25 protein-coding genes, 1 tRNA gene and 1 pseudogene are annotated in these 21,945 nt (G+C 63.1%); 18 read left to right on the forward strand and 9 right to left on the reverse strand.

What is annotated here, in order from left to right; all coding sequences use genetic code 11:
- The first annotated feature begins 4 nt into the window (after positions 1–4).
- The 5 genes from DXY02_RS08840 to sds are packed head-to-tail and all read left to right on the forward strand — an operon-like array spanning position 5 to position 4,495.
- Entirely contained in the window at positions 5–736 is a 732-nt protein-coding gene (locus tag DXY02_RS08840; protein ID WP_114988998.1) for a 2-phosphosulfolactate phosphatase family protein, read from the forward strand.
- Positions 737–770: 34 nt separating this feature from the next.
- Positions 771–1,592, forward strand: coding sequence for a carbon-nitrogen hydrolase family protein (locus tag DXY02_RS08845; RefSeq protein ID WP_114988999.1), 822 nt, complete (start codon positions 771–773; stop codon positions 1,590–1,592).
- Between the two features lie 5 nt (positions 1,593–1,597).
- Complete coding sequence (locus DXY02_RS08850; RefSeq protein ID WP_114989000.1) at positions 1,598–2,692, forward strand: N-acetylmuramoyl-L-alanine amidase; 1,095 nt, start codon at positions 1,598–1,600, stop codon at positions 2,690–2,692.
- Complete coding sequence (gene murI, locus DXY02_RS08855) at positions 2,689–3,486, forward strand: glutamate racemase (protein ID WP_114989001.1); 798 nt, start codon at positions 2,689–2,691, stop codon at positions 3,484–3,486. Before DXY02_RS08850 ends, murI begins: the two co-directional genes overlap by 4 nt.
- Positions 3,487–3,523: 37 nt before the next feature.
- A complete protein-coding gene (gene sds, locus DXY02_RS08860) occupies positions 3,524–4,495 on the forward strand; it encodes a solanesyl diphosphate synthase (RefSeq protein ID WP_114989002.1) in 972 nt (323 codons plus the stop codon).
- Positions 4,496–4,504: 9 nt separating this feature from the next.
- On the opposite strand, the gene DXY02_RS08865 is transcribed toward sds, so the two are convergent.
- A complete protein-coding gene (locus tag DXY02_RS08865; RefSeq protein WP_114989003.1) occupies positions 4,505–5,155 on the reverse strand; it encodes an HAD family phosphatase in 651 nt (216 codons plus the stop codon).
- A 129-nt stretch (positions 5,156–5,284) separates the two neighbouring features.
- On the opposite strand from DXY02_RS08865, the gene acs reads away from it, so the two are divergent.
- Positions 5,285–7,258, forward strand: coding sequence for an acetate--CoA ligase (acs, locus tag DXY02_RS08870; RefSeq protein ID WP_114989004.1), 1,974 nt, complete (start codon positions 5,285–5,287; stop codon positions 7,256–7,258).
- Here acs and DXY02_RS08875 read toward each other — a convergent pair.
- Together DXY02_RS08875 and DXY02_RS08880 are read right to left on the reverse strand one after the other, a co-directional pair.
- Positions 7,248–7,976: a DUF1350 family protein gene (locus tag DXY02_RS08875; RefSeq protein WP_114989005.1), complete on the reverse strand. Its 729-nt coding sequence runs from the start codon at positions 7,974–7,976 to the stop codon at positions 7,248–7,250. The two genes, acs and DXY02_RS08875, sit on opposite strands and share 11 nt — an antisense overlap.
- A 2-nt stretch (positions 7,977–7,978) precedes the next feature.
- The gene (locus tag DXY02_RS08880; RefSeq protein WP_114989006.1) at positions 7,979–8,434 is read right to left on the reverse strand and encodes a peroxiredoxin; all 456 of its coding nucleotides are present in this window, start codon (positions 8,432–8,434) and stop codon (positions 7,979–7,981) included.
- 85 nt (positions 8,435–8,519) lie between these two features.
- On the opposite strand from DXY02_RS08880, the gene DXY02_RS08885 reads away from it, so the two are divergent.
- The 4 genes and pseudogenes from DXY02_RS08885 to DXY02_RS08900 all read left to right on the forward strand — a co-directional run.
- The gene (locus tag DXY02_RS08885; RefSeq protein WP_114989007.1) at positions 8,520–9,362 is read left to right on the forward strand and encodes a 3'-5' exonuclease; all 843 of its coding nucleotides are present in this window, start codon (positions 8,520–8,522) and stop codon (positions 9,360–9,362) included.
- 79 nt (positions 9,363–9,441) lie between these two features.
- Positions 9,442–9,711 carry a hypothetical protein gene (locus DXY02_RS08890; protein WP_114989008.1) on the forward strand — a complete coding sequence of 90 codons (270 nt, stop codon included), beginning with the start codon at positions 9,442–9,444 and terminating at the stop codon, positions 9,709–9,711.
- Positions 9,712–9,799: 88 nt separating this feature from the next.
- On the forward strand, positions 9,800–10,780 hold the full coding sequence (gene pstS / locus DXY02_RS08895; RefSeq protein ID WP_114989009.1) for a phosphate ABC transporter substrate-binding protein PstS: 981 nt from the start codon (positions 9,800–9,802) through the stop codon (positions 10,778–10,780).
- Positions 10,781–10,829: 49 nt separating this feature from the next.
- A pseudogene (locus DXY02_RS08900) lies at positions 10,830–11,042 on the forward strand (replication/maintenance protein RepL); the annotation flags it as partial.
- A gap of 79 nt (positions 11,043–11,121) precedes the next feature.
- Here DXY02_RS08900 and DXY02_RS08905 read toward each other — a convergent pair.
- The 4 genes from DXY02_RS08905 to msrA form a co-directional block, all read right to left on the reverse strand.
- Positions 11,122–11,195, reverse strand: a tRNA-Pro gene (locus DXY02_RS08905).
- 14 nt (positions 11,196–11,209) lie between these two features.
- Positions 11,210–11,545 carry a hypothetical protein gene (locus DXY02_RS08910; RefSeq protein WP_114989010.1) on the reverse strand — a complete coding sequence of 112 codons (336 nt, stop codon included), beginning with the start codon at positions 11,543–11,545 and terminating at the stop codon, positions 11,210–11,212.
- 67 nt (positions 11,546–11,612) lie between these two features.
- Positions 11,613–11,801 carry a hypothetical protein gene (locus DXY02_RS12265; RefSeq protein ID WP_137024499.1) on the reverse strand — a complete coding sequence of 63 codons (189 nt, stop codon included), beginning with the start codon at positions 11,799–11,801 and terminating at the stop codon, positions 11,613–11,615.
- Positions 11,802–11,811: 10 nt separating this feature from the next.
- Positions 11,812–12,525, reverse strand: coding sequence for a peptide-methionine (S)-S-oxide reductase MsrA (gene msrA, locus DXY02_RS08915; RefSeq protein ID WP_114989011.1), 714 nt, complete (start codon positions 12,523–12,525; stop codon positions 11,812–11,814).
- Positions 12,526–12,825: 300 nt separating this feature from the next.
- On the opposite strand from msrA, the gene DXY02_RS08920 reads away from it, so the two are divergent.
- Positions 12,826–13,080 (forward strand): hypothetical protein, encoded by a 255-nt coding sequence (locus DXY02_RS08920; protein ID WP_114989012.1) that lies wholly within the window; start codon positions 12,826–12,828, stop codon positions 13,078–13,080.
- 48 nt (positions 13,081–13,128) lie between these two features.
- Here the strand turns inward: DXY02_RS08920 and DXY02_RS08925 are convergent, their stop codons facing one another.
- A complete protein-coding gene (locus tag DXY02_RS08925) occupies positions 13,129–13,392 on the reverse strand; it encodes a hypothetical protein (RefSeq protein ID WP_011364125.1) in 264 nt (87 codons plus the stop codon).
- Between the two features lie 67 nt (positions 13,393–13,459).
- A complete protein-coding gene (locus tag DXY02_RS08930) occupies positions 13,460–15,223 on the reverse strand; it encodes an ABC transporter ATP-binding protein (protein WP_114989013.1) in 1,764 nt (587 codons plus the stop codon).
- A gap of 160 nt (positions 15,224–15,383) precedes the next feature.
- Between DXY02_RS08930 and trpD the strand changes: the two genes are divergently transcribed.
- The 7 genes from trpD to gatA are packed head-to-tail and all read left to right on the forward strand — an operon-like array spanning position 15,384 to position 21,883.
- Positions 15,384–16,430, forward strand: coding sequence for an anthranilate phosphoribosyltransferase (gene trpD, locus DXY02_RS08935; RefSeq protein WP_114989193.1), 1,047 nt, complete (start codon positions 15,384–15,386; stop codon positions 16,428–16,430).
- 7 nt (positions 16,431–16,437) lie between these two features.
- A complete protein-coding gene (carA, locus tag DXY02_RS08940) occupies positions 16,438–17,598 on the forward strand; it encodes a glutamine-hydrolyzing carbamoyl-phosphate synthase small subunit (protein ID WP_170951545.1) in 1,161 nt (386 codons plus the stop codon).
- Between the two features lie 42 nt (positions 17,599–17,640).
- Entirely contained in the window at positions 17,641–18,030 is a 390-nt protein-coding gene (locus DXY02_RS08945) for an STAS domain-containing protein (protein WP_114989014.1), read from the forward strand.
- Positions 18,027–18,437: a Mini-ribonuclease 3 gene (locus DXY02_RS08950; protein WP_114989015.1), complete on the forward strand. Its 411-nt coding sequence runs from the start codon at positions 18,027–18,029 to the stop codon at positions 18,435–18,437. Before DXY02_RS08945 ends, DXY02_RS08950 begins: the two co-directional genes overlap by 4 nt.
- A gap of 16 nt (positions 18,438–18,453) precedes the next feature.
- Positions 18,454–20,076, forward strand: a complete 1,623-nt coding sequence (rlmB, locus tag DXY02_RS08955) for a 23S rRNA (guanosine(2251)-2'-O)-methyltransferase RlmB (RefSeq protein WP_114989016.1) — start codon at positions 18,454–18,456, stop codon at positions 20,074–20,076.
- Between the two features lie 57 nt (positions 20,077–20,133).
- Positions 20,134–20,379 (forward strand): DUF1816 domain-containing protein, encoded by a 246-nt coding sequence (locus tag DXY02_RS08960; RefSeq protein WP_114989017.1) that lies wholly within the window; start codon positions 20,134–20,136, stop codon positions 20,377–20,379.
- Between the two features lie 28 nt (positions 20,380–20,407).
- Positions 20,408–21,883: an Asp-tRNA(Asn)/Glu-tRNA(Gln) amidotransferase subunit GatA gene (gene gatA / locus DXY02_RS08965; protein ID WP_114989018.1), complete on the forward strand. Its 1,476-nt coding sequence runs from the start codon at positions 20,408–20,410 to the stop codon at positions 21,881–21,883.
- The last annotated feature ends 62 nt before the right edge of the window (positions 21,884–21,945 follow it).

Consider the following 21,945-nt stretch of genomic DNA (forward strand, 5'->3'; position numbering starts at 1 on the left):
GGCCATGCAGATCTCCTACTTCCATGTGCCGGCAGAGATGCCGCAGGACCTCCGCCCCGATGCGGCGGTGGTGATTGATGTGCTGCGGGCCACCACCACCATTGCCTGGTCGTTGCACAACGGTGCCGAGGCGGTGCAGGCCTTCGCCAGCCTCGACGATCTGCGCGCTGCGGCAGCGGCATGGCCTGCCGATGCTCGGTTGCTCCTTGGTGAGCGCGGTGGGCAGATGCTCGAGGGGTTTGACCTGGGCAATTCACCCGTTGCCGCGACGCCGGAGCGGGTGGCTGGCAAGCGTCTGTTCATGAGCACCACCAATGGCACCCGGGCGCTCGATCGTGTCTGCGAGGTTCCCCTGCTGCTTACGGCGGCGTTGCCGAACCGTGAAGCCGTGGCCCAGCGCTTGCTGGAAAAACAACCCAGCCACGTGGCGATTGTCGGCAGCGGTTGGGAGGGGGCCTACTCCCTCGAGGATTCCCTGGCCGCTGGTGCCTTGGGCCATCGCTTGCTGGAGCTGGATCCCACCGGGAGCAGTGCCGCCAACGACGAACTCACAGCAGCCGTCTCCCTCTGGCGTCAGTGGCAATCCGAACCAGAGGCTTGTCTTCGCACGGCGACCCATGGTCAGCGCTTGATTCGCCTTGGCGATCACGACGCGGATTTCCGCTGCTGTGCTGGCCTCGATCAGCTCAGTGTCGTTCCGACACAGGTCGAGCCTGGGGTGCTTCGGGCGGCCTGACCCTCACTAAAGTTCGCTCATCTGATCAGTGCATGTGAGCGACTTCCTGGCGGCTGCTGTCCAGCTGACGAGCGGTCAGGACCCGGCGCTCAACTTCAATGCAGCTGAAGAGCAGATCGATCTGGCTGCCCGCCGTGGTGCCGAGCTGATCGGTCTGCCGGAGAACTTCGCTTTCATGGGCGAAGACAGCCGGCGCCTGGAGCTGGCTCCCACCCTGGCGGAGCAGAGCAGTCGCTTCCTGGTGACCATGGCGCGTCGCTATCAGGTGGCGCTGCTGGGTGGTGGCTTTCCTGTGCCGGTGGGTGATGGATCGCGAACCCTGAACCGCGCTGAGCTTGTCGACCGTGACGGCATGCTCCTGGGCCGTTACGACAAGATTCACCTCTTTGATGTCGACCTGCCGGACGGCAACACCTACCGCGAGTCGGCAACGGTGAACCCAGGCAGGGATCTGCCTCCGGTCGTTGAGATTCCTGGTCTCTGCAAGGTGGGGCTGTCCATTTGCTACGACGTGCGGTTTCCTGAGCTCTATCGCCATCTCGTCGGTGCCGGCGCAGACCTGTTGATGATTCCTGCGGCATTCACGGCTTTCACCGGAAAAGACCACTGGCAGGTGCTTTTGCAGGCCAGGGCCATTGAAAACACGGCCTATGTCCTTGCTCCGGCTCAGACCGGTGTCCACCACGGTCGCCGTCAGAGCCATGGACACGCCCTGGTGATTGATCCCTGGGGAACGGTCCTCGCGGATGCGGGTGTCCAGGCGGGAGCCGCCATTGCTCCGGTGAACACCAACCACCTCGGTCATGTTCGGGGTCAGATGCCGAGCCTTCGGCACCGCCAACCCACGCTGTTCTGAGCGCCATGGCTCCGGCCTCATCCCGACGGATGGCCTGGCTTCTGGCCGCAGCCCTGCAGTGCACGGCATTCACCCAGGCGTTGCCTGCCCGAGCCGCCAGTGCCCTGGCCGCCTGGGCCTTCACCGAGGAGGGGGTGCTCAAGCTGCGCACCAGCCGGAACGCTCGCTTGGAAGCGTTTTTTCAGGCTGCCAGCGATGGCCGCGGCACCCGGGTCTGGATTGATATTCCAGGTGAGCTCAGATTCCCGCGGCGCCTGGCGGGGCGCGGTGCCGTCCGTGAGATCCGGCTGGGCAAACCCCGCGCGGGTGCCACCCGTCTGGTGGTGGAATTCCGCCCTGATGTGGATCTCAACCCCAACGATCTGCGCCTGCGTGGAACCGCTCCGGACCGTTGGGAACTGGTGTTCACAGGCCTGCCCACCCGCGGCTTGGATGATTTCGGTGAAGGTGACCTCAGCGGTCGTGCCACGGCCTGGCTCCCACCGGGTGGATTCCGTCCCACCCGCACGCCGGTGGATCCTTCCGGGCTGCCCACGGTGGCCCGCAACCGCTATCGCATCGTGATCGACCCCGGTCATGGCGGCCCTGATCCGGGGGCCATCGGCATCGGCGGTCTGCGCGAGACCGACGTGGTTTTGGATGTGTCGCTTCAGGTGGCCGACCTGCTGCGGGCGAGGGGCGTGGACGTGCGCTTGACCCGCACCCGTGAAGTGGATGTGGACCTGCCGCCGCGGGTGTCCCTAGCGAACCGCAGTGGGGCCACGGCCTTCGTGAGCATCCATGCGAATGCCCTGAGCATGAATCGTCCGGATGTGAACGGGATCGAGACGTTCTTCTTCTCGGACCCCCGTTCTGGACGCCTCGCGTCCTATCTGCAGCAGCAGATGATGGATGTGTCCCCCGGAACACCGAACCGCGGCGTCAGACGTGGTCGCTTCTTCGTGATCCGGCGCAGCACCATGCCTTCGGCTCTGGTGGAGATGGGATTCGTCACCGGGGCGATTGATGCACCGCGTCTGGCCAAGGCCGACCATCGCCGCCGCCTGGCCTTGGCCCTGGCGGCCGGCATCCTCAACTACCTCAAGCAGGAGGTGCGATGACGAAGCAACTGCTGGGGTTCTTCGACAGCGGCCTCGGTGGCCTGACGGTTCTTCGTCGCGTGCTTGAACGCCATGGACCGGTGCCCTGCGTCTACCTCGGTGATACGGCCCGGGTTCCCTATGGCAACCGTCAACCGGATGACATCCGGCGCATCGCTGCAGAAGTGGTGGGTTGGTTGCGTGGCCAACAGGTTTCCACGGTGGTGATGGCCTGCAACACCACCAATGCCCTGGCGAGGGATGTGGCCGAGGGCCAGGCCGGGGTGCCGGTGATCGGTCTGATCGGCGCCGCCGCCGCGATGGTGGAAACGCGCCGTGTTGGCGTGCTGGCCACACCAGCCACCGTGGCCTCCTCGGCCTACCGGGCCAGCATCGAAGCGCTTCATCCCGGCTCGGTGGTGATCGAGCAGGCCTGTCCTGCCTTTGTACCCCTGATCGAAGCCGGCGAGATGAACAGCGACGACCTGCGTCGTGCGGCCCAGGCCTATCTCGAACCTCTGCTGGCAGCCTCCGTGGACTCGATCGTGCTGGGTTGCACCCATTACCCGTTATTGGTGCCGCTGTTGCGTCAGCTGCTTCCGGAGTCGGTCCAGATCATTGACCCGGCCATCGGCGTGGCCCGTCAGCTGGATGCCGTTCTGGGGCCACCGGCGCGCATCTCGCCGGCCTCAAGGCCGTTTTCCTTGGACAGCTGCCGCTTCTGCGTCACCGCAGACCCCGATGGCTTCGCAGTGCGCGCCACCCCCTGGCTGGGCCAGCGGCCTGCCGTCAGCCTTCAGCTGCTGCAGGACTGAGCGTGGGACCACTAGGATCGCGGCGCCGAGGGGAGTCATGAGCACCGTTACCGAGCTACTCCAACCGGTAGAGACAGATCTTGAAACCCTGCTCGGAGACCTGCGCAGCCTGATCGGGGCAGGTCACCCCATCCTCCAGGCCGCTGCCGAGCATCTGTTCAGCGCCGGTGGCAAGCGGTTGCGCCCCGGCATTGTTCTGCTTCTGTCGCGGGCCCTGTCTCCGCAGGGAGAGCTCACGCCCCGCCACCGCCGCCTGGCTGAGATCACTGAAATGATCCACACGGCCTCGCTCGTTCACGACGATGTGGTGGATGAGGCTTCCACCCGGCGCGGGGTGGACACGGTCCACAGCCGGTTCGATGCCCGGGTTGCCGTTCTTGCCGGCGACTTCCTCTTCGCTCAGGCCAGCTGGCACCTCGCCAATCTCGATGACCTCGATGTCGTCAAGCTGCTTAGCCGCGTGATCATGGATCTCGCGGATGGGGAGGTGAAGCAGGGCCTCTACCGCTTCGATACGGCCCAAACCTTTGAGACCTACCTCGAAAAGAGCTACTGCAAGACGGCATCCCTGATTGCCAACAGCTGCCGTGCCGCAGGCGTGCTCAGCGGTTGCTCACCCTCCCAGCTCGACAGCCTCTATCAATTCGGTCGCCGGTTGGGCCTGGCCTTCCAGGTGGTGGATGACATCCTCGATTTCACCGGAAGCGACCAGCAGCTCGGCAAGCCCGCCGCCAGTGATCTCGCTAGCGGCTATCTCACGGCTCCCACCTTCTATGCCCTTGAGGAGCATCCATCGCTGCAGCCGTTGATCGATCGCCAGTTCTCTGAGCCCGGTGACCTGGACAAGGCACTGGAGATGGTGCGGGCCTCCAAGGCGATTGAACGCACCCGTGAGCTGGCGGAAACCTTTGCCCGCGAATCCCGGGAATCGATCGCTTGGCTGCCGGAGTCTGCGGCGCAACGCGCCTTGATGGAACTGCCGGACTTTGTCCTCAGCCGCCTGTACTGAGCAGCGACTTCAAGCCAACAGCTTCCACACAACAGCCAGGCTGTTGATGGCACAGGGGTTGGTGTTCAGGTCGGGTTGGTCTGAGCCCTTGGGGCTCACCAGCCAGACCTGACACCCAGCGCCAAGGGCTGATTGGCTGCCGGCCTGGGAATCCTCCAGGGCCCAGCACTTGCTTGGGTTGAGCCCCAACCGGTGAGCAGCAAGTCGAAAGGGTGCGGGGTCGGGTTTGCCCGCGTTGAGCTCGGGATCGTCGCCGTAGACCCGTTCCTGGATCAGCTCCAGCCAGGGATGGGGTGCTGCTTTGAATGCAATGGCCTCGCTGCTGCTGCTGGTGACCAGTGCCATGGGGATGCCCCGGTTGTGGCAATGCGCCACCAGCTCCTGCGCGGCAGGCATCGGGGCAGCATCCGGAAGCAGGGCACGCACGATTGGCTGCTGCACCGCCAACAGCGCATCCGCGCCCACCGGTTTCGCCAGCCATGCATCCACCTGGGCCGCACAGTCGAGCCGGCGACGGCCCTTCAGCTGCATCAACTGGGCCTCGCTCAGCTGGGTGCCGAAGTGGGCCGCGGCTTCCCACCAGCCCCGGCCATGCAGCGGCTCGGTGTCGAGCAGAAGCCCATCCAGATCGAACAGGCAAGCGGCAGGTGGCAGTTTCATCCCGGGATGGCGATGCCCAGCTCAATCGTTTCGCATCGACTGCATTATCGTCCGACGGATTGATACGGGACCTGGATCAAGCGGGGTCCTGCTCCTTACCCTTCCAGGAGAAGCACTGCGTAGTCTCCTGTGACCGACGCCAACACCACCATCGAAAGCGTGCTGCAGGAGCAGCGGGTGTTCGAGCCGCCAGCAGACACCTCCGCCAAAGCGCGCATCGGCAGCCTCGAGGCTTACCGGGCCATGGCCGATGCCGCCAAAAACGATCCTGATGCGTTCTGGGGTGAGGCCGCCCGTCGAGAACTGCATTGGTTCGAGCCCTTCCACACCGTGCTCGATTGGTCGAATCCTCCGTTCGCGCGCTGGTTTGAGGGTGGCACCACCAACCTCTCCTACAACTGCCTGGACCGTCATCTCGATGGGCCAACGGCGCAGAAGACAGCGTTGATCTGGGAGGGAGAACCGGGGGATGTGCGCCGGCTCACTTACCAGGAACTTCATGCCGAGGTGTGCAAAGCCGCCAATGGCCTCAAGGCCATGGGCATCGGCAAGGGTGACCTTGTGGCGCTCTACATGCCGATGGTGCCGGAAGCGGCGATCGCCATGCTCGCCTGCGCGCGCATCGGTGCACCCCATTCAGTGGTGTTCGGCGGCTTTTCCGCCGAAGCCCTGAGGGATCGGCTCAACGATGGTGAAGTGAAAGCGGTGATTACCGCTGATGGCGGCTTCCGCAAGGACAAGCCGGTGTCACTCAAGCCCGCGGTGGATGCGGCGCTGGCCAATGGCGCCTGCCCCTCGGTGACCGGCGTGCTTGTGGTGCAGCGCACCAAGCAGGACGTGGAGATGGTCTCCGGTCGCGATCAGTGGTGGCATGACCTGGTGGAGGGTCAGAGTGCCGACTGCCCCGCTGAGCCGATGGCCAGCGAGGACCGACTGTTCGTGCTCTACACCTCCGGCTCCACCGGCAAGCCCAAGGGCGTTGTGCACACCACCGCCGGCTACAACCTCTGGGCGCACCTCACCTTCCAGTGGATCTTCGACATCCGGGATGAGGATGTCTTCTGGTGTACTGCCGATGTGGGTTGGATCACCGGCCACAGCTACATCGTCTACGGCCCCTTGTCGAACGGTGCCACGACGGTGATGTACGAGGGTGCGCCGCGACCGTCCAAGCCCGGTGCCTTCTGGGAGTTGATCCAGAAACACAAGATCTCGATCTTCTACACGGCTCCCACCGCCATCCGGGCGTTCATGAAGAGCGGCCGCTCCGTTCCGGATCAGTTCGACATGAGCAGCCTCCGGCTGCTCGGCACCGTCGGCGAACCGATCAATCCGGAGGCCTGGATGTGGTATCGCGACGTGATTGGAGGCAACCGCTGCCCGATCGTCGACACCTGGTGGCAGACCGAAACCGGCGGGGTGATGATCAGCCCCCTGCCGGGGGCAACGCCCACCAAACCCGGCTCCGCCACCCTGCCCCTGCCCGGCATTCAGGCCGACATCATCGATGCGGAAGGCAACAGCTGCGGTGCCGATGAAGGCGGCTACCTGGCGGTGCGTGCCCCCTGGCCTGGAATGATGCGCACCGTGCATGGCAACCCCCAACGCTTCCGCGAGAGCTATTGGGAGCACATCCGTCCTGCCGATGGGTCCTACCTCTATTTCGCGGGGGATGGTGCCCGTCGGGATGCCGATGGCTACTTCTGGGTGATGGGTCGCGTCGATGACGTGATCAACGTCTCAGGCCACCGTCTCGGCACGATGGAAATTGAATCAGCGCTCGTCAGTCACCCTGCGGTGGCGGAGGCGGCTGTAGTGGGTCGGCCCGACGACCTCAAGGGTGAAGGCATCGTGGCCTTCGTCACCCTGGAGGCGTGCCGCGAGGGCGATGACGCCCTGGTGAAGGAGTTGCGCGCCCACGTGGGAACGGAAATCGGTCCGATTGCCCGGCCGGATGAGATCCGTTGCAGTGATGCCCTGCCCAAGACCCGCAGCGGCAAGATCATGCGCCGGATCCTGCGGGCCCTGGCGGCGGGGCAGGAGGTGAGTGGCGACACCAGCACCCTGGAAGATCGCTCCGTGCTGGATCGCCTCAGGGCCTGATCGCCTGGCCGATGGTTCGGCTCAGCTGACGGATGACCGCCACCCGCCTGGGGTCATCCGCCCAGTCTCCGAGAAAGCTGCGCCGCAGCCCTGCACTGGCCGGGGTCAGGTGATCGCCTGGCAGCTCCAGGGTTGAGCTGGCGTCGGAAGCACGTTCTCGCAGGGCCTGGATCAGATCGCCGCTTTGATCCAGTTCATCGCGCCCGAAGCGCACCACCAGGTTCCGCTCCTGTTGGTAGTGGCGGCTGATCAAGCGAAGCGTTTCAGCTGGGCTTGGGCTGAACTCGGTTTCCACCCCGAGCCTTGGTGCCAGTTCCCCCAGGAGGGGAATCGAGCGATCGGCGTTGAAGTTGTTGAAGCTCAGGGCCACCAGAGCCCTGCTGCCCCGACCCCCATCGGGGGCCAGCAGGTGAAGCTTGCATCCCAGGCTGTGGCCAAGCCGCAGCGGAGCCCCAAAGGTCCCGCAGCGCTCCTCAAGTTGGCGACGCGCAGAGCGGAAGGCACTCCAGGCATCGCGGGCCTGACGTTGATGATCGAACCCGGGCACATAGGCCCAGGCATGCACTGCCAACCCATCCGCCGCCAGCTCTTCCAACAGCCTGCGGTAGCTGATCTGGGGGGTGGCCGCCAGATAGCTGCCGCCAATGAATTCGATCAATCCCGTGGGTTCGGCCGGCCGCAGTTGCCAGATCGCACCCAGCTGACGCCAGTTGGCCATGCTCAACCGCGCAGCTGATTCAGCACTTGCTGTGCTTCACGCACGTGGGCTGGGCCATCCAGGAGGTTGCTGAAGGTGTGACGGATCACCCCCTCGCCATCAACGATGTAGGTGACACGACCGGGCAGCAGACCAAGGGCTTTGGGCACACCCATCTCGCGGCGCAGGGCGTTGTTGCGGTCGCACAGCAGCGGAAACGTGAGGTTGTGGCGGCTGGCGAAACGCCGGTGGCTGACGGCGTCATCACCGCTGATGCCCCAGACCTCTGCATCGAGGGCAGCAAAGCTCTCTGCGTTGTCGCGGAAGCTGCAGGCTTCAGCTGTGCAGCCAGGTGTGTCGTCCTTGGGATAGAAGAACAGCACCAGCCAGCGGCCCTGCACCGAAGCGGGAGTGCGAAGGTCGCCGTTCTGATCCTCCAGGCTGAAGGAGGGGAGCCGGTCGCCGATCCCGAGGGCCATTCGATTGAGATGAAGAGGTTGAACCCTAGGCAGCAGGCACCTTGCCCGGGGCGGGAGAATCAGGGGCGGGAGGAGTCACTGCGCCATGCCTGAACAGCTCGATTTGCTTGCGGGATTTTCAAGGCCTCAGGCGGAGCCCCAAACAGCGGCAATGCCGATGCCTGTTCCACCAGCCGCTGAACCCGAGGCCAAGGCTGATCAGCCCGAGGATGCGCCAAAGGCCTCACCCACCACCCTGCTGATCATCGACACCGAAACCTCCGGTCTGGATCCGCAGCAGGACCAATGTCTTGAGCTGGGCTGCATTTTGTTTGATGTGCCGAGTCGTTCGGTGCTGGCCCAGCAATCGTTTCTTTTGCCGGTGGACTCCAACGCGGCAGAGGCGATCAACCGGATCCCCGCCGCCGTCACCCGCAGGCCCCAGCCCTGGCGGGAGGCGCTGGTGTGGTTTGAGCATCTGCTTGAAGCTGCCGATCTGCTGGTGGCCCATAACGCGGCCTTCGATCGCCAGTGGTTCGGTCTCGGTGTTGTGCCGGCCACCGCAACACCGTGGCTGTGCACCATGGAAGACATCCGCTGGCCGGCGGAGCGTCAGCTGCGTTCGCGGCCGTCGGTGCGGGACCTGGCCCTGGCCTACGGCGTTCCGGTTTGGGCGGCCCACCGCGCCCTCAGCGATTGCATCTACATCGCGGAAGTCTTCGCCCGCTGCGACGACCTGGAGCAGCTGTTGGAACGGGGCTTGGAACCGCGCCAGTTGATGCGTGCCCGAGTGTCGTTCGATGAACGCCATCTGGCCAAGGCAGCGGGTTTCCGCTGGAACGATCCGATCAAGGGAGCCTGGACCCGTCGTTTGAGCGACCGTGAGGTGGCGGAACTTGATTTTCCGGTTGCCCCAGTTGAGCTCGAAGCCGATCGCCTCAGCGCCTGAGTCTGCGCATTTGCTTCAGCACTCCGAAGGGTCTGGGTGATTTTGCAGAGAGTGCCGCTTGAGGCAGCACGCTGAAGCCATGACGGCCTTTCTGCATCCCCATCAACGCCCCCTTCGCTCCCGCCTGCGCCAGTGGCAGCAGGTGCGCACCTGGGCGCGGTTGATCCGCGAAGCCGAAGCGCTCTGGCATGTAGATGTGCGTGCCCTGCGACGCATGGGGGCGGATGAACTCAGCCAGTTGATTGAGGAGGTTCCCTCCCCCCACCGCAAACGGGTGAACCGCTGGCTGCGCTGTTACGCGGTGGCCACGCGGCTCACCGTCGCCTCCACCGTTGTGCCCACCACCTGAAGGTGGACCGATTTAGGCAGTTGTTAGAGGGCTCTTAACCCAAGCTCTCCTGCTCCGCGAGAGGATGGGCTAAATCACACAAACGGTTTTGGCACGTCGTTCCCTTGTTGTTTCAAGCCTGAGTGTCCTCGCTGTTGGCCTCGCCGCCTGTGGTGGCAGCTCCAGTGTGTCCAGCCTCAATGCGGCGGGAGCATCCTTCCCCGCCAAGGTGTACCAGAGTTGGTTTGCCGATCTGGCCGGCTCCGGTGGAATCAAGGTGAACTACCAAGCGGTGGGTTCCGGTTCCGGTCGCAAAGCCTTCATTGATGGCACCGTGGATTTCGCCGCTTCGGACGACCCGATCAAAGAGGCCGATCGCAAGCAGGTGAGCCAGGGAGTGGTTCAGATCCCGATGGTGGGCGGAACCATTGCCTTCGGATACAACAAGCCCGGTTGCGAGCTTCAACTCACCCAGCAACAGGCTGTGGAGGTGGCCACGGGCGGCATCAGCGATTGGAAGGAGCTGGGCTGCGAAGCAGGCACGATCACCTGGGTGCATCGCTCCGATGGCTCCGGCACCACCAAGGCCTTCGCCGATTCCATGCAGGCCTTCTCAACCGATTGGACCCTCGGCAGCGGCAAATCGGTGAAGTGGCCAGTGGGCGTAGGGGCCAAGGGCAATTCCGGGGTGGCCGGAGTGATCGAGAACCGTGAGGGTGCGATCGGTTACGTGAATCAGTCGTACATCAAGGGGAATGTGAAGGCTGCTGCGCTGCAGAACAAATCCGGTGAATTCCTCCAGCCCTCCGTGGAGGCCGGTGCCAAAGCCCTCAACGGCATTGAGCTTGATGAGCATCTGGCGGGCAGCAATCCCAACCCCGAGGCAGCTGGGGCCTACCCCATCGCAACCCTCACCTGGGTGCTGGCCTATGCCAACGGCAATGGCGCCAAGGCCGAGGCTGTGCGGGACGTCTTCAACTACATGCTGGAAGATTCCACCCAGGAGCGGGCGGCGGCCCTGGGCTTTGTGCCTCTGCGGGGCAGCATCCTCGAAAAATCCCGCAGTGCGGTGGCGAGCATTCAGCCCTGAAAACCTCTACTTTCGGTGAATGAAAAGCCCCGGTTTGGACAGTCCGAACCGGGGCTTTTTGGAGCTGCTCGCCAAGGACTTTGGTGAACCCTGTGAGGCCGGGTTGCGGCTCAACCTTCGCCTGACCCATCAGGAGATCGCCAGTGCCCTCAGCACCACACGGGTGACCGTGATCCGCGTGTTGGGGCAGTTGCGGGATGAAGGCTGGCTTCAGATTGATGCCTCCAGGCATCTGATGATGACCGGCGCTGGCCGCCGCTGAAGGCAAAAAAAGAGCCGGCGAAAACGCCGGCTCAATCCCTGAAGTGTTGATGTTCAGGTGGGGAAATAAGACGGTTGAATCGGAGCGGCGGGATTTGAACCCACGACCCCCACTACCCCAAAGTGGTGCGCTACCAAGCTGCGCCACGCCCCGTCAGATTTAAGTTATCACAGTGCATCCCGGCGTCTGAGTCGCCTGAGCAACCGAGTGGTGAGCTGGTCTCTCGTTGCGGATCCGTAGTGGTACAGCCGCAGTTCTGCGGCGACCTGGCGAAGCTCAGCCAGGGTCATCGCCGCCAGACGAAGCTCGGGCAGGGTGCGCCAGGCTCTCGAGCGCATTGGGAGTGAGGCAGGGCCTTTCGCTTGGCCCAGATTCAGGGTTCCATCCGCCAGCCATTCGGGGATGAGCACCACCAGAACGGCGATCAAGCCGTAGAGCTCCACCAGTCCCCTCGGCAGGGGATGCAGTTGACGCTGCTCGGATGGATCAGGCCGTTCACTCACTGCAGAACGGAGGCGTCCTTCTTCACCCACGATCGCACCAACAGGAAGCGTGCCCGCTGGCTGGTGGTCAGATTGCCAAAGGTGTTGCTTTGGGTTGGGGGGTCTCCCGCCACAGCATCGGGGCTTGCTGCTCTCGGTTGTGGGAGACACTGCCGAGGATCAGGCCCAGTACCAAAATCAAGGTGAGGGCAATCGCCAGGATCACCTGCCGATCAGACCAGGGCTCGGGCATGACATGGGTCGGGACCTTGTTCATCTTGGCCGAATCAGCCCAGGGCGATCGGGCTGTTGTCGGATCGAAGCACGCAGTGGCTGATGGACCAGTCGTACTTGTCCCAGACCTGCTTCGGGAGTTTGTAGTTCGATCCCTCGAAGTCACCAAGCAGCGTCTGGGTTGGCATGGCGGAGCAGTAGGGGCGGCTGCCGGGTTTGGCGAGGTATTGCTGGTGATAGTCCTCGGCGAAATAGAAGGTCTGGTCCGCCAGAATTTCGGTGGTGATGGCCCCGTAGCCCTTGGCCGAGAGGGCGACTTGATAGGCATCCCGGCTGGCCAGGGCCAGTTGCAGATGCTCTGGGTTGAACGTGTAGATGGCTGATCGGTATTGGCTGCCGGTGTCGTTGCCTTGCCTGTTGCCCTGGGTGGGGTCGTGGCACTCCCAGAACAGTTTCAGCAGGTCGCTGAAGTCGAGGGCGGGTCGGCTCCACACCACGCGCACCACTTCCGTGTGCCCGGTTCTGCCGGAGCAGACCTCGTTGTAGGAGGGGTTCTCGGTCTGGCCGCCCGCATACCCCACAGCGGTGCTCACCACCCCAGGCAGTCGCCAGAACCCTTTTTCAGCACCCCAGAAGCATCCACAGGCAAAGATTGCTTCCTCCTGGTCCGCCATCAGGGGTGCCTTCAGCGGCGTTCCCAACACGGCGTGCGTTGCCGGGGCCGAGGATTCGGCGCCGCCGCGGGGAGACAGCCAGGAAGGAAGCATGTTGGTTGCGTTGGTCCGCAGAGCTTAGGCAGCGGATTCAGCACAGTGATGCTGACGCGTTGAGGGCCATCTGTGAACTTTCAGTGATGGCTCCTCAAGTGAGGGATACATAGGGAACGAATCAAAGCTTGTCTTGAAGAGTGGTTCTTCTTTGAATAATATTCTGCAGAAAGGTGTTGATTGTTTGTCAGTGGTTTTCAGCCTGAATGGCGCTGTTACTGAGTTGTCTCGAGGGGAGTCTGCGGGTCAGGCACGTCTGATTGTTGACACTATTGGGAATGTCATCAGGGGTGGAGGAGATTGTGCCGATGGCTGGGCTATGGCCAGAAAGAAGACGAATTGGATGGATCAATCAATTGCAAGCCATTGATTGATGGCTTGTTGATGAAGAAAGCTGTTTCTCAGAAACAAAAACAGCTGGTTCATTCTGTTGAACCAGAAAGCGCACCTGCGCCAGGACTGTCTGCCCTTAATCGTTTTGCAGGATGGAACGAGCTCCAGCTGATGGCCGACCAAGGGATCGTGGTCTCGTCTTGCGGAACCATCGCGGGATAGCCGTTCCGGACGTGTTGATAGGCCCTCGTTTGTTGTTGTCGTGGATGCTCAAGACGCGTTGGCTTCCCCCTCAACTGGGTTGAGCTGGATGTGATTCAGCAGCGTTGTGACGAAGGCGAAGAGCAGAAACGGCAGGCTGAGCACCAAAATCAGCCCCACTCCCACCAGCGCAAACACCGGTCGCGATGAGCCCATCAGGGCAAGCCCCGCAGCCAGGCTCACAAAAATGACGGCCATCCAGGCCAGCACCTGTCCGTAGATATCGCCAAAGGTGAGCGTGCAGCGCACCGCGAACGGGGATCCGCTGGTCATAGGCAAGGAGTTGCCTTCACAGCTAAGCCACAAAAGTTGGTGTTGTCAGAAACCGCCCGGAGATTCTTCAGGAAGCCAACGCATCCAGTTGTTGCGACGCCTGCTGACGCTCCCAAAGCCTTTTGTACACACCCGGCTGCTGAATCAAGGCGTTGTGGTGACCCTGTTGAACGATGCGTCCGTTCTCCATCACCAGGATGCGATCACAGGCCGCTGCGGCTGAAAGTTGATGGCTGATCATCACGATCGTCCGGTCGTCCTGAGCTCGGATCGAATCCAGAATCGCCGCGGCCGTGTTGTTGTCAACGCTGGCCAAGGCGTCGTCGAGAACCAAAACCGGCGCCGACATCAGCAGAGCCCGGCCCAGGGCTGTGCGTTGACGCTGACCACCACTCAAGGTGATGCCGCGTTCGCCAACGATGGTTCGGAAACCATCGGGGAAGCCCTTCACGTCATCAGCCAGGCGGGCTTGCTCTGCCGCCAGTTCAACCCGCTGATCACTGGCGTCAGGGTCGCCATAGCGCAGGTTGTCCGCCAGGGTGCTGGTGAACAGAAAGCCCTCCTGGGGAACGATCGCCACGTCACGGCGCAACCTCTTCAGAGGCATCTGGGTGACATCCACACCATCCAGGAACAGCTGTCCAGGTTCCAGTGGAACCATCCGACCGAAAGCCCGAGCCAGGGTGGTCTTGCCGCAGCCCACGGCCCCGACAACAGCCACCAACTCCCCAGGCTCGATGCAGAAGCTCAGGCCATTGAGGGTGTTCTGCTCTGCGCCCTGGTACTGAACCGTCAGGTCACGGGCTTCAAAACGCCCCCGGCGTTCTGCCGTTGGCTGGGGCTGAGCATCAGAGGGATCCGGGTCTTTGATCTTTGGTTCCCGTTTCAGTAACTCCTCCACCCGCTCGAGGCTCACCTGGCCGGTCTGGAAGGTATTGAGCGTGAATCCCAGCAGTGCCGTTGGGAAGACGAGCTGCTCCACATAAAGGATCAGGGCCACCAGTCCTCCAATGCTCAGACGACCGGCTTCGAGCTGGCCGCTGCCGATGGCCAGCAGCAAAAGAACCGAGAGGGAAGAAATGCCCTGTAGCAGCGGGAACAGGGTGCTTTGTGTTCTCGCCAGCTGAATGGCACTGTCGCGGTAGCGGCGGTTGCGCGTGGCAAAGGCCTGCTGTTCTGCTCCCTCCTGGCCGTAGATCTTGATGGCCCCGATTCCCGAGAGATCCTCCTGAATCAGGTTGCTGAGGGCGGAGAGTTCTTCCTGCTGCGCGCGCTTCTGACGCATCATGCGCCCACCGAACAGGCGCACTGTGCTGAGCATCACGGGGTAGAGCCCGACGGCGGCCAGGGTCAGCCACGGATCGATGGCCAACATCGCGGGCAGCGTCAGCGCATAGGCCAGCAGCGTGTTGGTCAGGCTGAGAATCGCGAATCCGAGCAGGCGCCGGATGTTTTCCACATCGCTGGTGGCGCGACTGATCACTTCACCGCTGCCTTTGCTCTGAATCCAATCGGGTTCCTGGCGGAGCATGTGCTCGAACAGGCGCTGACGCAGATCCACCTCCACCTGCCGACCCACGCCGAAGATGAGTTGTCGAGAGGCCAACCGGATCACTCCCATGGTGCTGGCGAGCAGCACAACCCATCCCGCCTGGCGCAGGACTCCGGCGTAACTGAATCCCTCCTGCAGCTCGTCCACAACGCTGCGCACTTCCATCGGGATCGTGACCCGCAGAACGTTGACCACCACCAGGGCGATGGCTCCCAGCAGCACCGTGCGGCGGTGGGGACGCAGATAGCGGCCGATCAGATCGAGACGAAGGGCAGCCATGCGAGCTCGTGGGTCCCGTTGGCAGGCCAACCTAGGCATCCGGCTTCAACGGCTGGTCGTTGGCTGGTCGTTATCCGTTGATCTGGGGGATAGTGGGACTGTCCCCATCACCCGGCCCGGCGTGCCTCGCACCCGGGTTTTTTACTGCCAGCTCCCCTCCATGTCTTCAGACCCTCGTTCCTGGTCCGGTTGCTTGGACCATCTGCTGCAGGGCAACAACCTCAGCTCCGATGAGGCCACTGCTCTCATGCGTGCCTGGCTGGCCGAAGAGCTCGAGCCCGTGCAGACCGGGGCGTTCCTGGCTGGACTGCGGGCCAAGGGGATGGTGGCCGATGAGCTGGCGGCCATGGCGGCTGTCCTGCGCGAGGCCTGCCCCCTTCCCTGCCCCCGGCCCGATCTGGCCATGGTCGATACCTGCGGCACCGGTGGTGATGGTGCCGACACCTTCAACATCTCCACTGCGGTCGCCTTCACCGCCGCCGCCTGCGGGGTCAATGTGGCCAAGCACGGCAACCGCAGCGCCAGCGGCAAAGTGGGTTCAGCCGACGTGCTCGAGGGGCTCGGCCTCAACCTCAAGGCACCTTTGAACAAGGTGGTAGACGCTTTGCCTGGAACCGGTGTCACTTTCCTGTTCGCTCCCGCTTGGCATCCAGCTCTTGTGAATCTGGCGCCGCTGCGACGCAGCCTGGGGGTCCGCACGGTGTTCAACCTGTTGGGTCCTCTGGTCAATCCGCTGCAGCCCCAGGCCCAGGTTCTTGGCGTGGCGCGTCCGGAACTTCTCGACCCCATGGCGGGCGCTCTGCAGCACTTGGGCTTGAGCCGTGCCGTGGTGGTTCATGGCGCTGGAGGCCTCGATGAGGCGTCCTTGGCGGGGCCCAATGCCTTACGTCTGATCGAATCCGGGGGCATCACCACAAAGGAGGTTTCCCCTGAAGATCTGGGCCTCACTCGTGCTGGTCTCGATCAGCTGCGCGGTGGTGACTGCGCGGTGAACCAGCAGATCCTTCAGAACGTTCTGCAGGGGCAGGGATCCCTGGCGCAGACGGAGGTTGTGGCCTTCAACACAGCACTGGTGCTCTGGGCTGCCGGGCTTCAAAGCGATCTGCCGGCTGCTGTTGCTCAGGCTCAGGCTGTTCTCAATGAAGGCAAGGCCTGGGACAAGCTTGTGGCTCTGCGGGATGCCCTGTCCGACGGAGATGGAGAATGAGTGACTGATGACCTGCGGCGGCCCTTCGATGCCCGATTCCCCATCAGACAAGGCTTATCTCGTCCTTGCCGATGGCACGGTTCTCACCGGTGTCGGCTTCGGCCATCGCGGCACCACCATCGGTGAGGTGGTGTTCAACACCGGCATGACCGGTTACCAGGAGGTGCTGACAGACCCCTCATACGCCGGGCAGCTGGTGAGCTTCACCTATCCCGAACTCGGTAATACCGGGGTGAATGCTGACGATCAAGAAGCTGATAGCCCCCATGCCCGTGGCGTGATTGCCCGCCAGCTGGCCCCAGTTCCCAGCAACTGGCGCTGTGAACAGTCTCTTGAAAGCTGGATGCAGACCCACCAGCTGGTGGGCATCAGCGGTTTGGACACCCGTGCCCTGGTGCGTCACCTGCGTGAGGTGGGGGCCATGAATGGCGTGATCAGCAGTGACGGCCAGACCCCGGCGCAGTTGCTTGAGCTCCTGAAGCAGGCCCCATCGATGCAGGGGTTGAACCTGGCGGACCGCGTCACAACCCGTGAGCCCTATCAGTGGAATCAGGCCTGCAGTGTTGGCTTCGATCAGCGTTTGCAGCGCCGCAGCGACGCGCCCTTCCGCGTTGTCGCCATCGATTTCGGCATCAAGCGCGCCATCCTCGATCGATTGGTCGCCCATGGATGCGATGTCACGGTTCTGCCGGCAGACACGGATCTGGAGACGGTTCGTTCCCATCGCCCGGACGGCGTCTTCCTGTCCAACGGGCCTGGCGACCCGGCAGCGGTGACCCGTGGGATCGCCCTGGCCAAGCTGTTGCTGGAGGAATCCGATCTACCCCTGTTCGGCATCTGCCTGGGCCATCAGATCCTTGGTCTGGCCCTGGGCGGAGAGACGTTCAAGCTGCCCTATGGCCACCGCGGCTTGAACCATCCCTGTGGCACCACAGGTCAGGTTGAAATCACCAGTCAGAACCACGGCTTTGCCCTCTCCGCTGATTCTCTGGATTCAGACGTCATTGACGTCACCCATTTCAATCTGAACGACCGCACCGTGGCAGCGATCGCCCACCGTCAGAAGCCGGTGTTCGGGGTGCAGTACCACCCAGAAGCGAGTCCGGGCCCCCATGACGCCGACCATCATTTCGCCCGCTTTGTGACGCTGATGGCCGATCGCCGTTGATGAGGTGGTAGCCAACGCTCAGCATCACTACACTTCGTGCCGATGATGCCTGGGGGGCTTGATCCCATCAGCGAACTGCAGCGACTGACCGTCTCTCTCCGGGGCGGAATCGAACAGAAAGACGGCTGTTTGGTGTTTCATTTCACCGGTCAGCTGGATGCCTACTCCGAGAAGCAGTTCACGGAGTACGTGGGCGATGTTTTGAAGGCCAACAAGCTTCCGTCTGTTCTCGATCTCAGCAAGATCGATTTTCTCGATTCATCCGGCCTTGGGGCGCTGGTTCAGCTGGCCAAGCAATGCACGGATGCCAAACGATCGTTTCTTTTGGTGGGCAACACCAGGGTGACGCAGACGATCAAGTTGGTGCGTCTTGAGGAGTTCCTTCATCTGGTGGAGGATCTGCCCACAGCCCTCAACCAGTTGGCCGCTTGAGCGATTGGATTCGAAGCCAGTCTCCCAGGGACATCAACGAACAGCTGGGACCATTGCAACTGGCTTGGATTGGTGATGCCGTGTGGGAGCTGCATCAACGGCTCCGCCATGGGTCGAGGCCAGGACGTTCTGACGACCTGCATCGTGCCGTCGTGGCTGATGTTCGTGCTGACGCCCAGTCCCGTTTGTTGAGCTGGCTGGAAGAACGCGAGCTCCTCTGCTCAGAAGAACTCGATCTGGTGCGGCGGGGTCGCAACAGTGCCGGGCGGGGGCCACGGCGCGCAGACGCTGCGGTTTATGGAAGGGCCACAGGGTTTGAGACAATGGTGGGCTGGCTGTTTCTGAACAATCCAGCCCGGCTTGCGGAGCTCTTCGATCACTTGGAGCAAGCCGGATCCAACCCATAACGTTGCCTCGCACACCATGAGCCCTCGCTTTGAACGCCGCTCCAGCGGCCCATCCCGCGATGGCCGTTCGGGGCCTGGTGGCAGTGGACGAGCTGCAGGGGGGCGCTCGTCGATGGGCCGTTCCGGCAATGGTCGCCCCATGCCTGGCAACCGCCGTTCTGACGGCGGTCGTTCTCCCTATGCCAAACCTGGGCGTGATGGCGGCGGTTATCGCGAACGACGCGCTCCACGGGATGGAGAGTGGGGCCAGTCGCGAGGGGGCGATCGACCCGGCAATCGGTTTGGTGAGCGCTCTGGTGATCGACCCGGTTATCGGTTCAAGGAGCGGTCTGGGGAGCGTTTCGGTGATCGCGCCGCTGATCGATCCGGTGATCGAACTGGAGAACGTTTCGGTGATCGCCCGAAAGAGCGTTTCGGCAACCGCTCCCGTTCCTTCGACCGAGATCAGAACGCCCCCCGCTCGGGCTATCAAAACGAACGCTCAGGGCCTGGACGTTTTCGCGATCGCAACGATCGGTTCGGCGACCGCCGTCGCTCCGGGGATGAACGGCGCCAACCGTCCCAACGCCCCAGATCCCGCTTCGACGAGGCTCGTCCTCAGCGGCCGGATGCAGCACCGGAGGCTGCAGCGGCCACTCCGCCAGCGGACGATCTGATTTGGGGGCGTCATGCCACCCAGGCCGCGTTGGAGGCCGGACGCCCCATCCATCGCATTTGGTGCACTGCCGAAATGCGCAGTGCCTCCAAATTCCTCCAGCTCCTGCGCGATGCCAAGGCCTCGGGCGTTCTCGTGGAAGAGGTGACCTGGGCCCGGTTGGGACAGATCACAGGTGGGTCCGTTCACCAGGGCATCGCCCTGCAGACGGCGGCGGCGGAAACCCTTGATCTCGACAGCCTCATCGAGGGCTGCTCGGATTTGGGGGAACCCCCCCTGTTGGTGGCCCTGGACGGTGTCACCGACCCCCACAATCTCGGGGCGGTTGTTCGCTCCGCTGAAGCCATGGGAGCCCATGGCGTGGTGATCCCCCAGCGCCGTAGTGCTGGCTTGACCGGTTCCGCCGCCAAGGTGGCCGCCGGAGCCCTTGAACACCTGCCGGTGGCACGTGTGGTCAACCTCAATCGCTCCCTGGAAAAGCTCAAAGACGCCGGCTACAGGGTGGTGGGCCTTGCCGCTGAAGGGGATGTGACCCTCACCGATGTCGACCTCAGTGGGCCGATGGTGCTGGTCACCGGATCTGAGGACCAGGGCCTGTCGCTGATGACCCGGCGCCACTGCGACCAGTTGGTTCGCATCCCGCTGCGGGGCATCACACCGAGCCTCAATGCTTCCGTCGCCACAGCCCTATGCGTCTATGAAGTGGCACGGCGCAACTGGATGAAGGACATTCACGGCCAGGCACCGTCTCCGCCGATTCGCAGGCCCAAGCTTGCGGGTTCTGAATCGACCGTTGACGCAACTGAGGCGTCTGAGGTGGCTTTTACTACTGAAAAGCTTGTTTCCACTGAAGAGCCTGCTTCGCCCGAACAGCCTGAAGCTCCTGTGGAGAAGGCTCCGGAACAGCGGATTGACCTGGATCTGAATCCATCGCAGCCGGATGCTGCCCTGCCGTTCGATCAGAACATCCAGCTATCTCCCTGAAAACAGCGCAGTTGACCAAGATCTCGGGGCACAATGCCCTGAGGTCCTGTTCCTCCCATGAGCCCCCTGATTCGGCCGCTGCGCAGCCTTGCCAATGGCTTTGGAGTCGCTTGGTGGGCTCGCGTTCAGACGTATGGCCCCGATGTGACCTACTGGTTCGGTCCTTTCATCACCCGCAAGGGGCTGGAGAGCGAGCTCAGTGCCTTCCTGAACGACGTCAAGTCGGAGCAGCCCCAGTCGATCAGCCATTCCCTGCTGCGGACCCGGCGCTCCGAGCCCCTCACCATCTCAGCTGAGGGCTGATCCCGCGGCTGATAGCGTCCTCCCTGCAATGAATCGCGGGGACATGACGATCAGCGCGTGGCGTCAGCAACTGCAGAGCGGCGAGGTTTCCTCCCGCGAGCTCGTTGATCAGCACCTCAAGCGGCTTGAAAGTTCAGAGCCTGCGCTGAACGCTTTTGTTGAAGTCACGGCCGACCAGGCCCGTGCTGAGGCGTCCCGCATTGATGAAGCCCGGGCCGCCGGCGAGACGCTCGGCCCCCTGGCGGGATTGCCGCTGGCGATCAAGGACAACCTCTGCACCAAAGGTGTCCGCACCACCTGTTCCAGCCGCATGCTCGAGCAGTTCGTGCCGCCCTACGAATCCACGGTCACCGAGCGGCTCTGGCAGGCCGGTGGTGTGTTGGTGGGCAAGACAAATCTGGATGAGTTCGCCATGGGTGGCTCAACCGAAACGTCCGCGTTCGGGGCCACACAGAACCCCTGGAACACCGCCCATGTGCCGGGTGGAAGCTCCGGTGGCAGTGCAGCGGCCGTCGCCGCCGGCAGTTGCGTCGCTTCGCTTGGTTCCGACACCGGTGGCTCCATCCGCCAACCGGCGTCGTTCTGTGGTGTGGTGGGCCTCAAGCCCACCTACGGCCGCGTCAGCCGTTGGGGCCTGGTGGCCTTCGCCAGCTCTCTGGATCAGGTGGGACCCTTCGCCGGCAGCGTTGCTGATGTGGCCGAACTGCTCCAGGTGATCGCCGGGCCCGACCCCCGCGATTCCACCTGCCTTGAGGCAGAGGTTCCCGATTTCAGTGCCGGCCTCAACCAGTCCATCAAGGGGCTCAAGGTGGGGGTGATCAAGGAGTGCTTCGATGCGGAAGGCCTCGATCCCGAGGTGAAGGCATCGGTGCAGGCCTCTGCTGCCCAGCTGGAGGCTCTCGGCGCTGAACTGGTGGAGGTGAGCTGCCCCCGGTTCAACGACGGCATCGCCACCTACTACGTGATCGCACCATCGGAGGCGTCGGCCAACCTGGCGCGGTACGACGGTGTCAAATACGGCTTCCGTGCCGAAGACGCCGAGAGCCTGGCCGCGATGACGGCGCGAAGCCGTGCTGAAGGATTTGGCGCTGAGGTGCAACGGCGAATCCTGATCGGCACCTACGCCCTGTCCGCCGGATATGTCGATGCCTACTACAAAAAGGCGCAGCAGGTGCGCACCCTGATCCGGCGGGACTTTGATGCGGCCTTTCAGAGTGTTGATGTGCTGCTGACGCCAACAGCGCCGTCCACGGCCTTCAAGGCTGGTGCCCACGCCGACGACCCCCTGGCGATGTATCTGGCTGACCTGCTGACGATTCCGGTCAACCTTGCTGGACTTCCGGCCATCAGTGTTCCCTGTGGATTCAGCGCGGCGGGTCTGCCGATCGGGATGCAGCTGATCGGCAATGTGTTGGATGAACCGCGTCTGCTTCAGGTGGCGCATCAGTACGAGCAGGCTGCTCGGGTGTTTGCGTCACGCCCGGAAGCTGCACTGGTTCCCTGAGTTGCCCCACATGTGGGGGGTTGTGTTCCTCTTGAACGCTTGATCTTGCGTTGGGTCCTAGT

This window comes from Synechococcus sp. N19 (genome assembly GCF_900474045.1).
In the GTDB taxonomy this organism is placed as follows: domain Bacteria; phylum Cyanobacteriota; class Cyanobacteriia; order PCC-6307; family Cyanobiaceae; genus Parasynechococcus.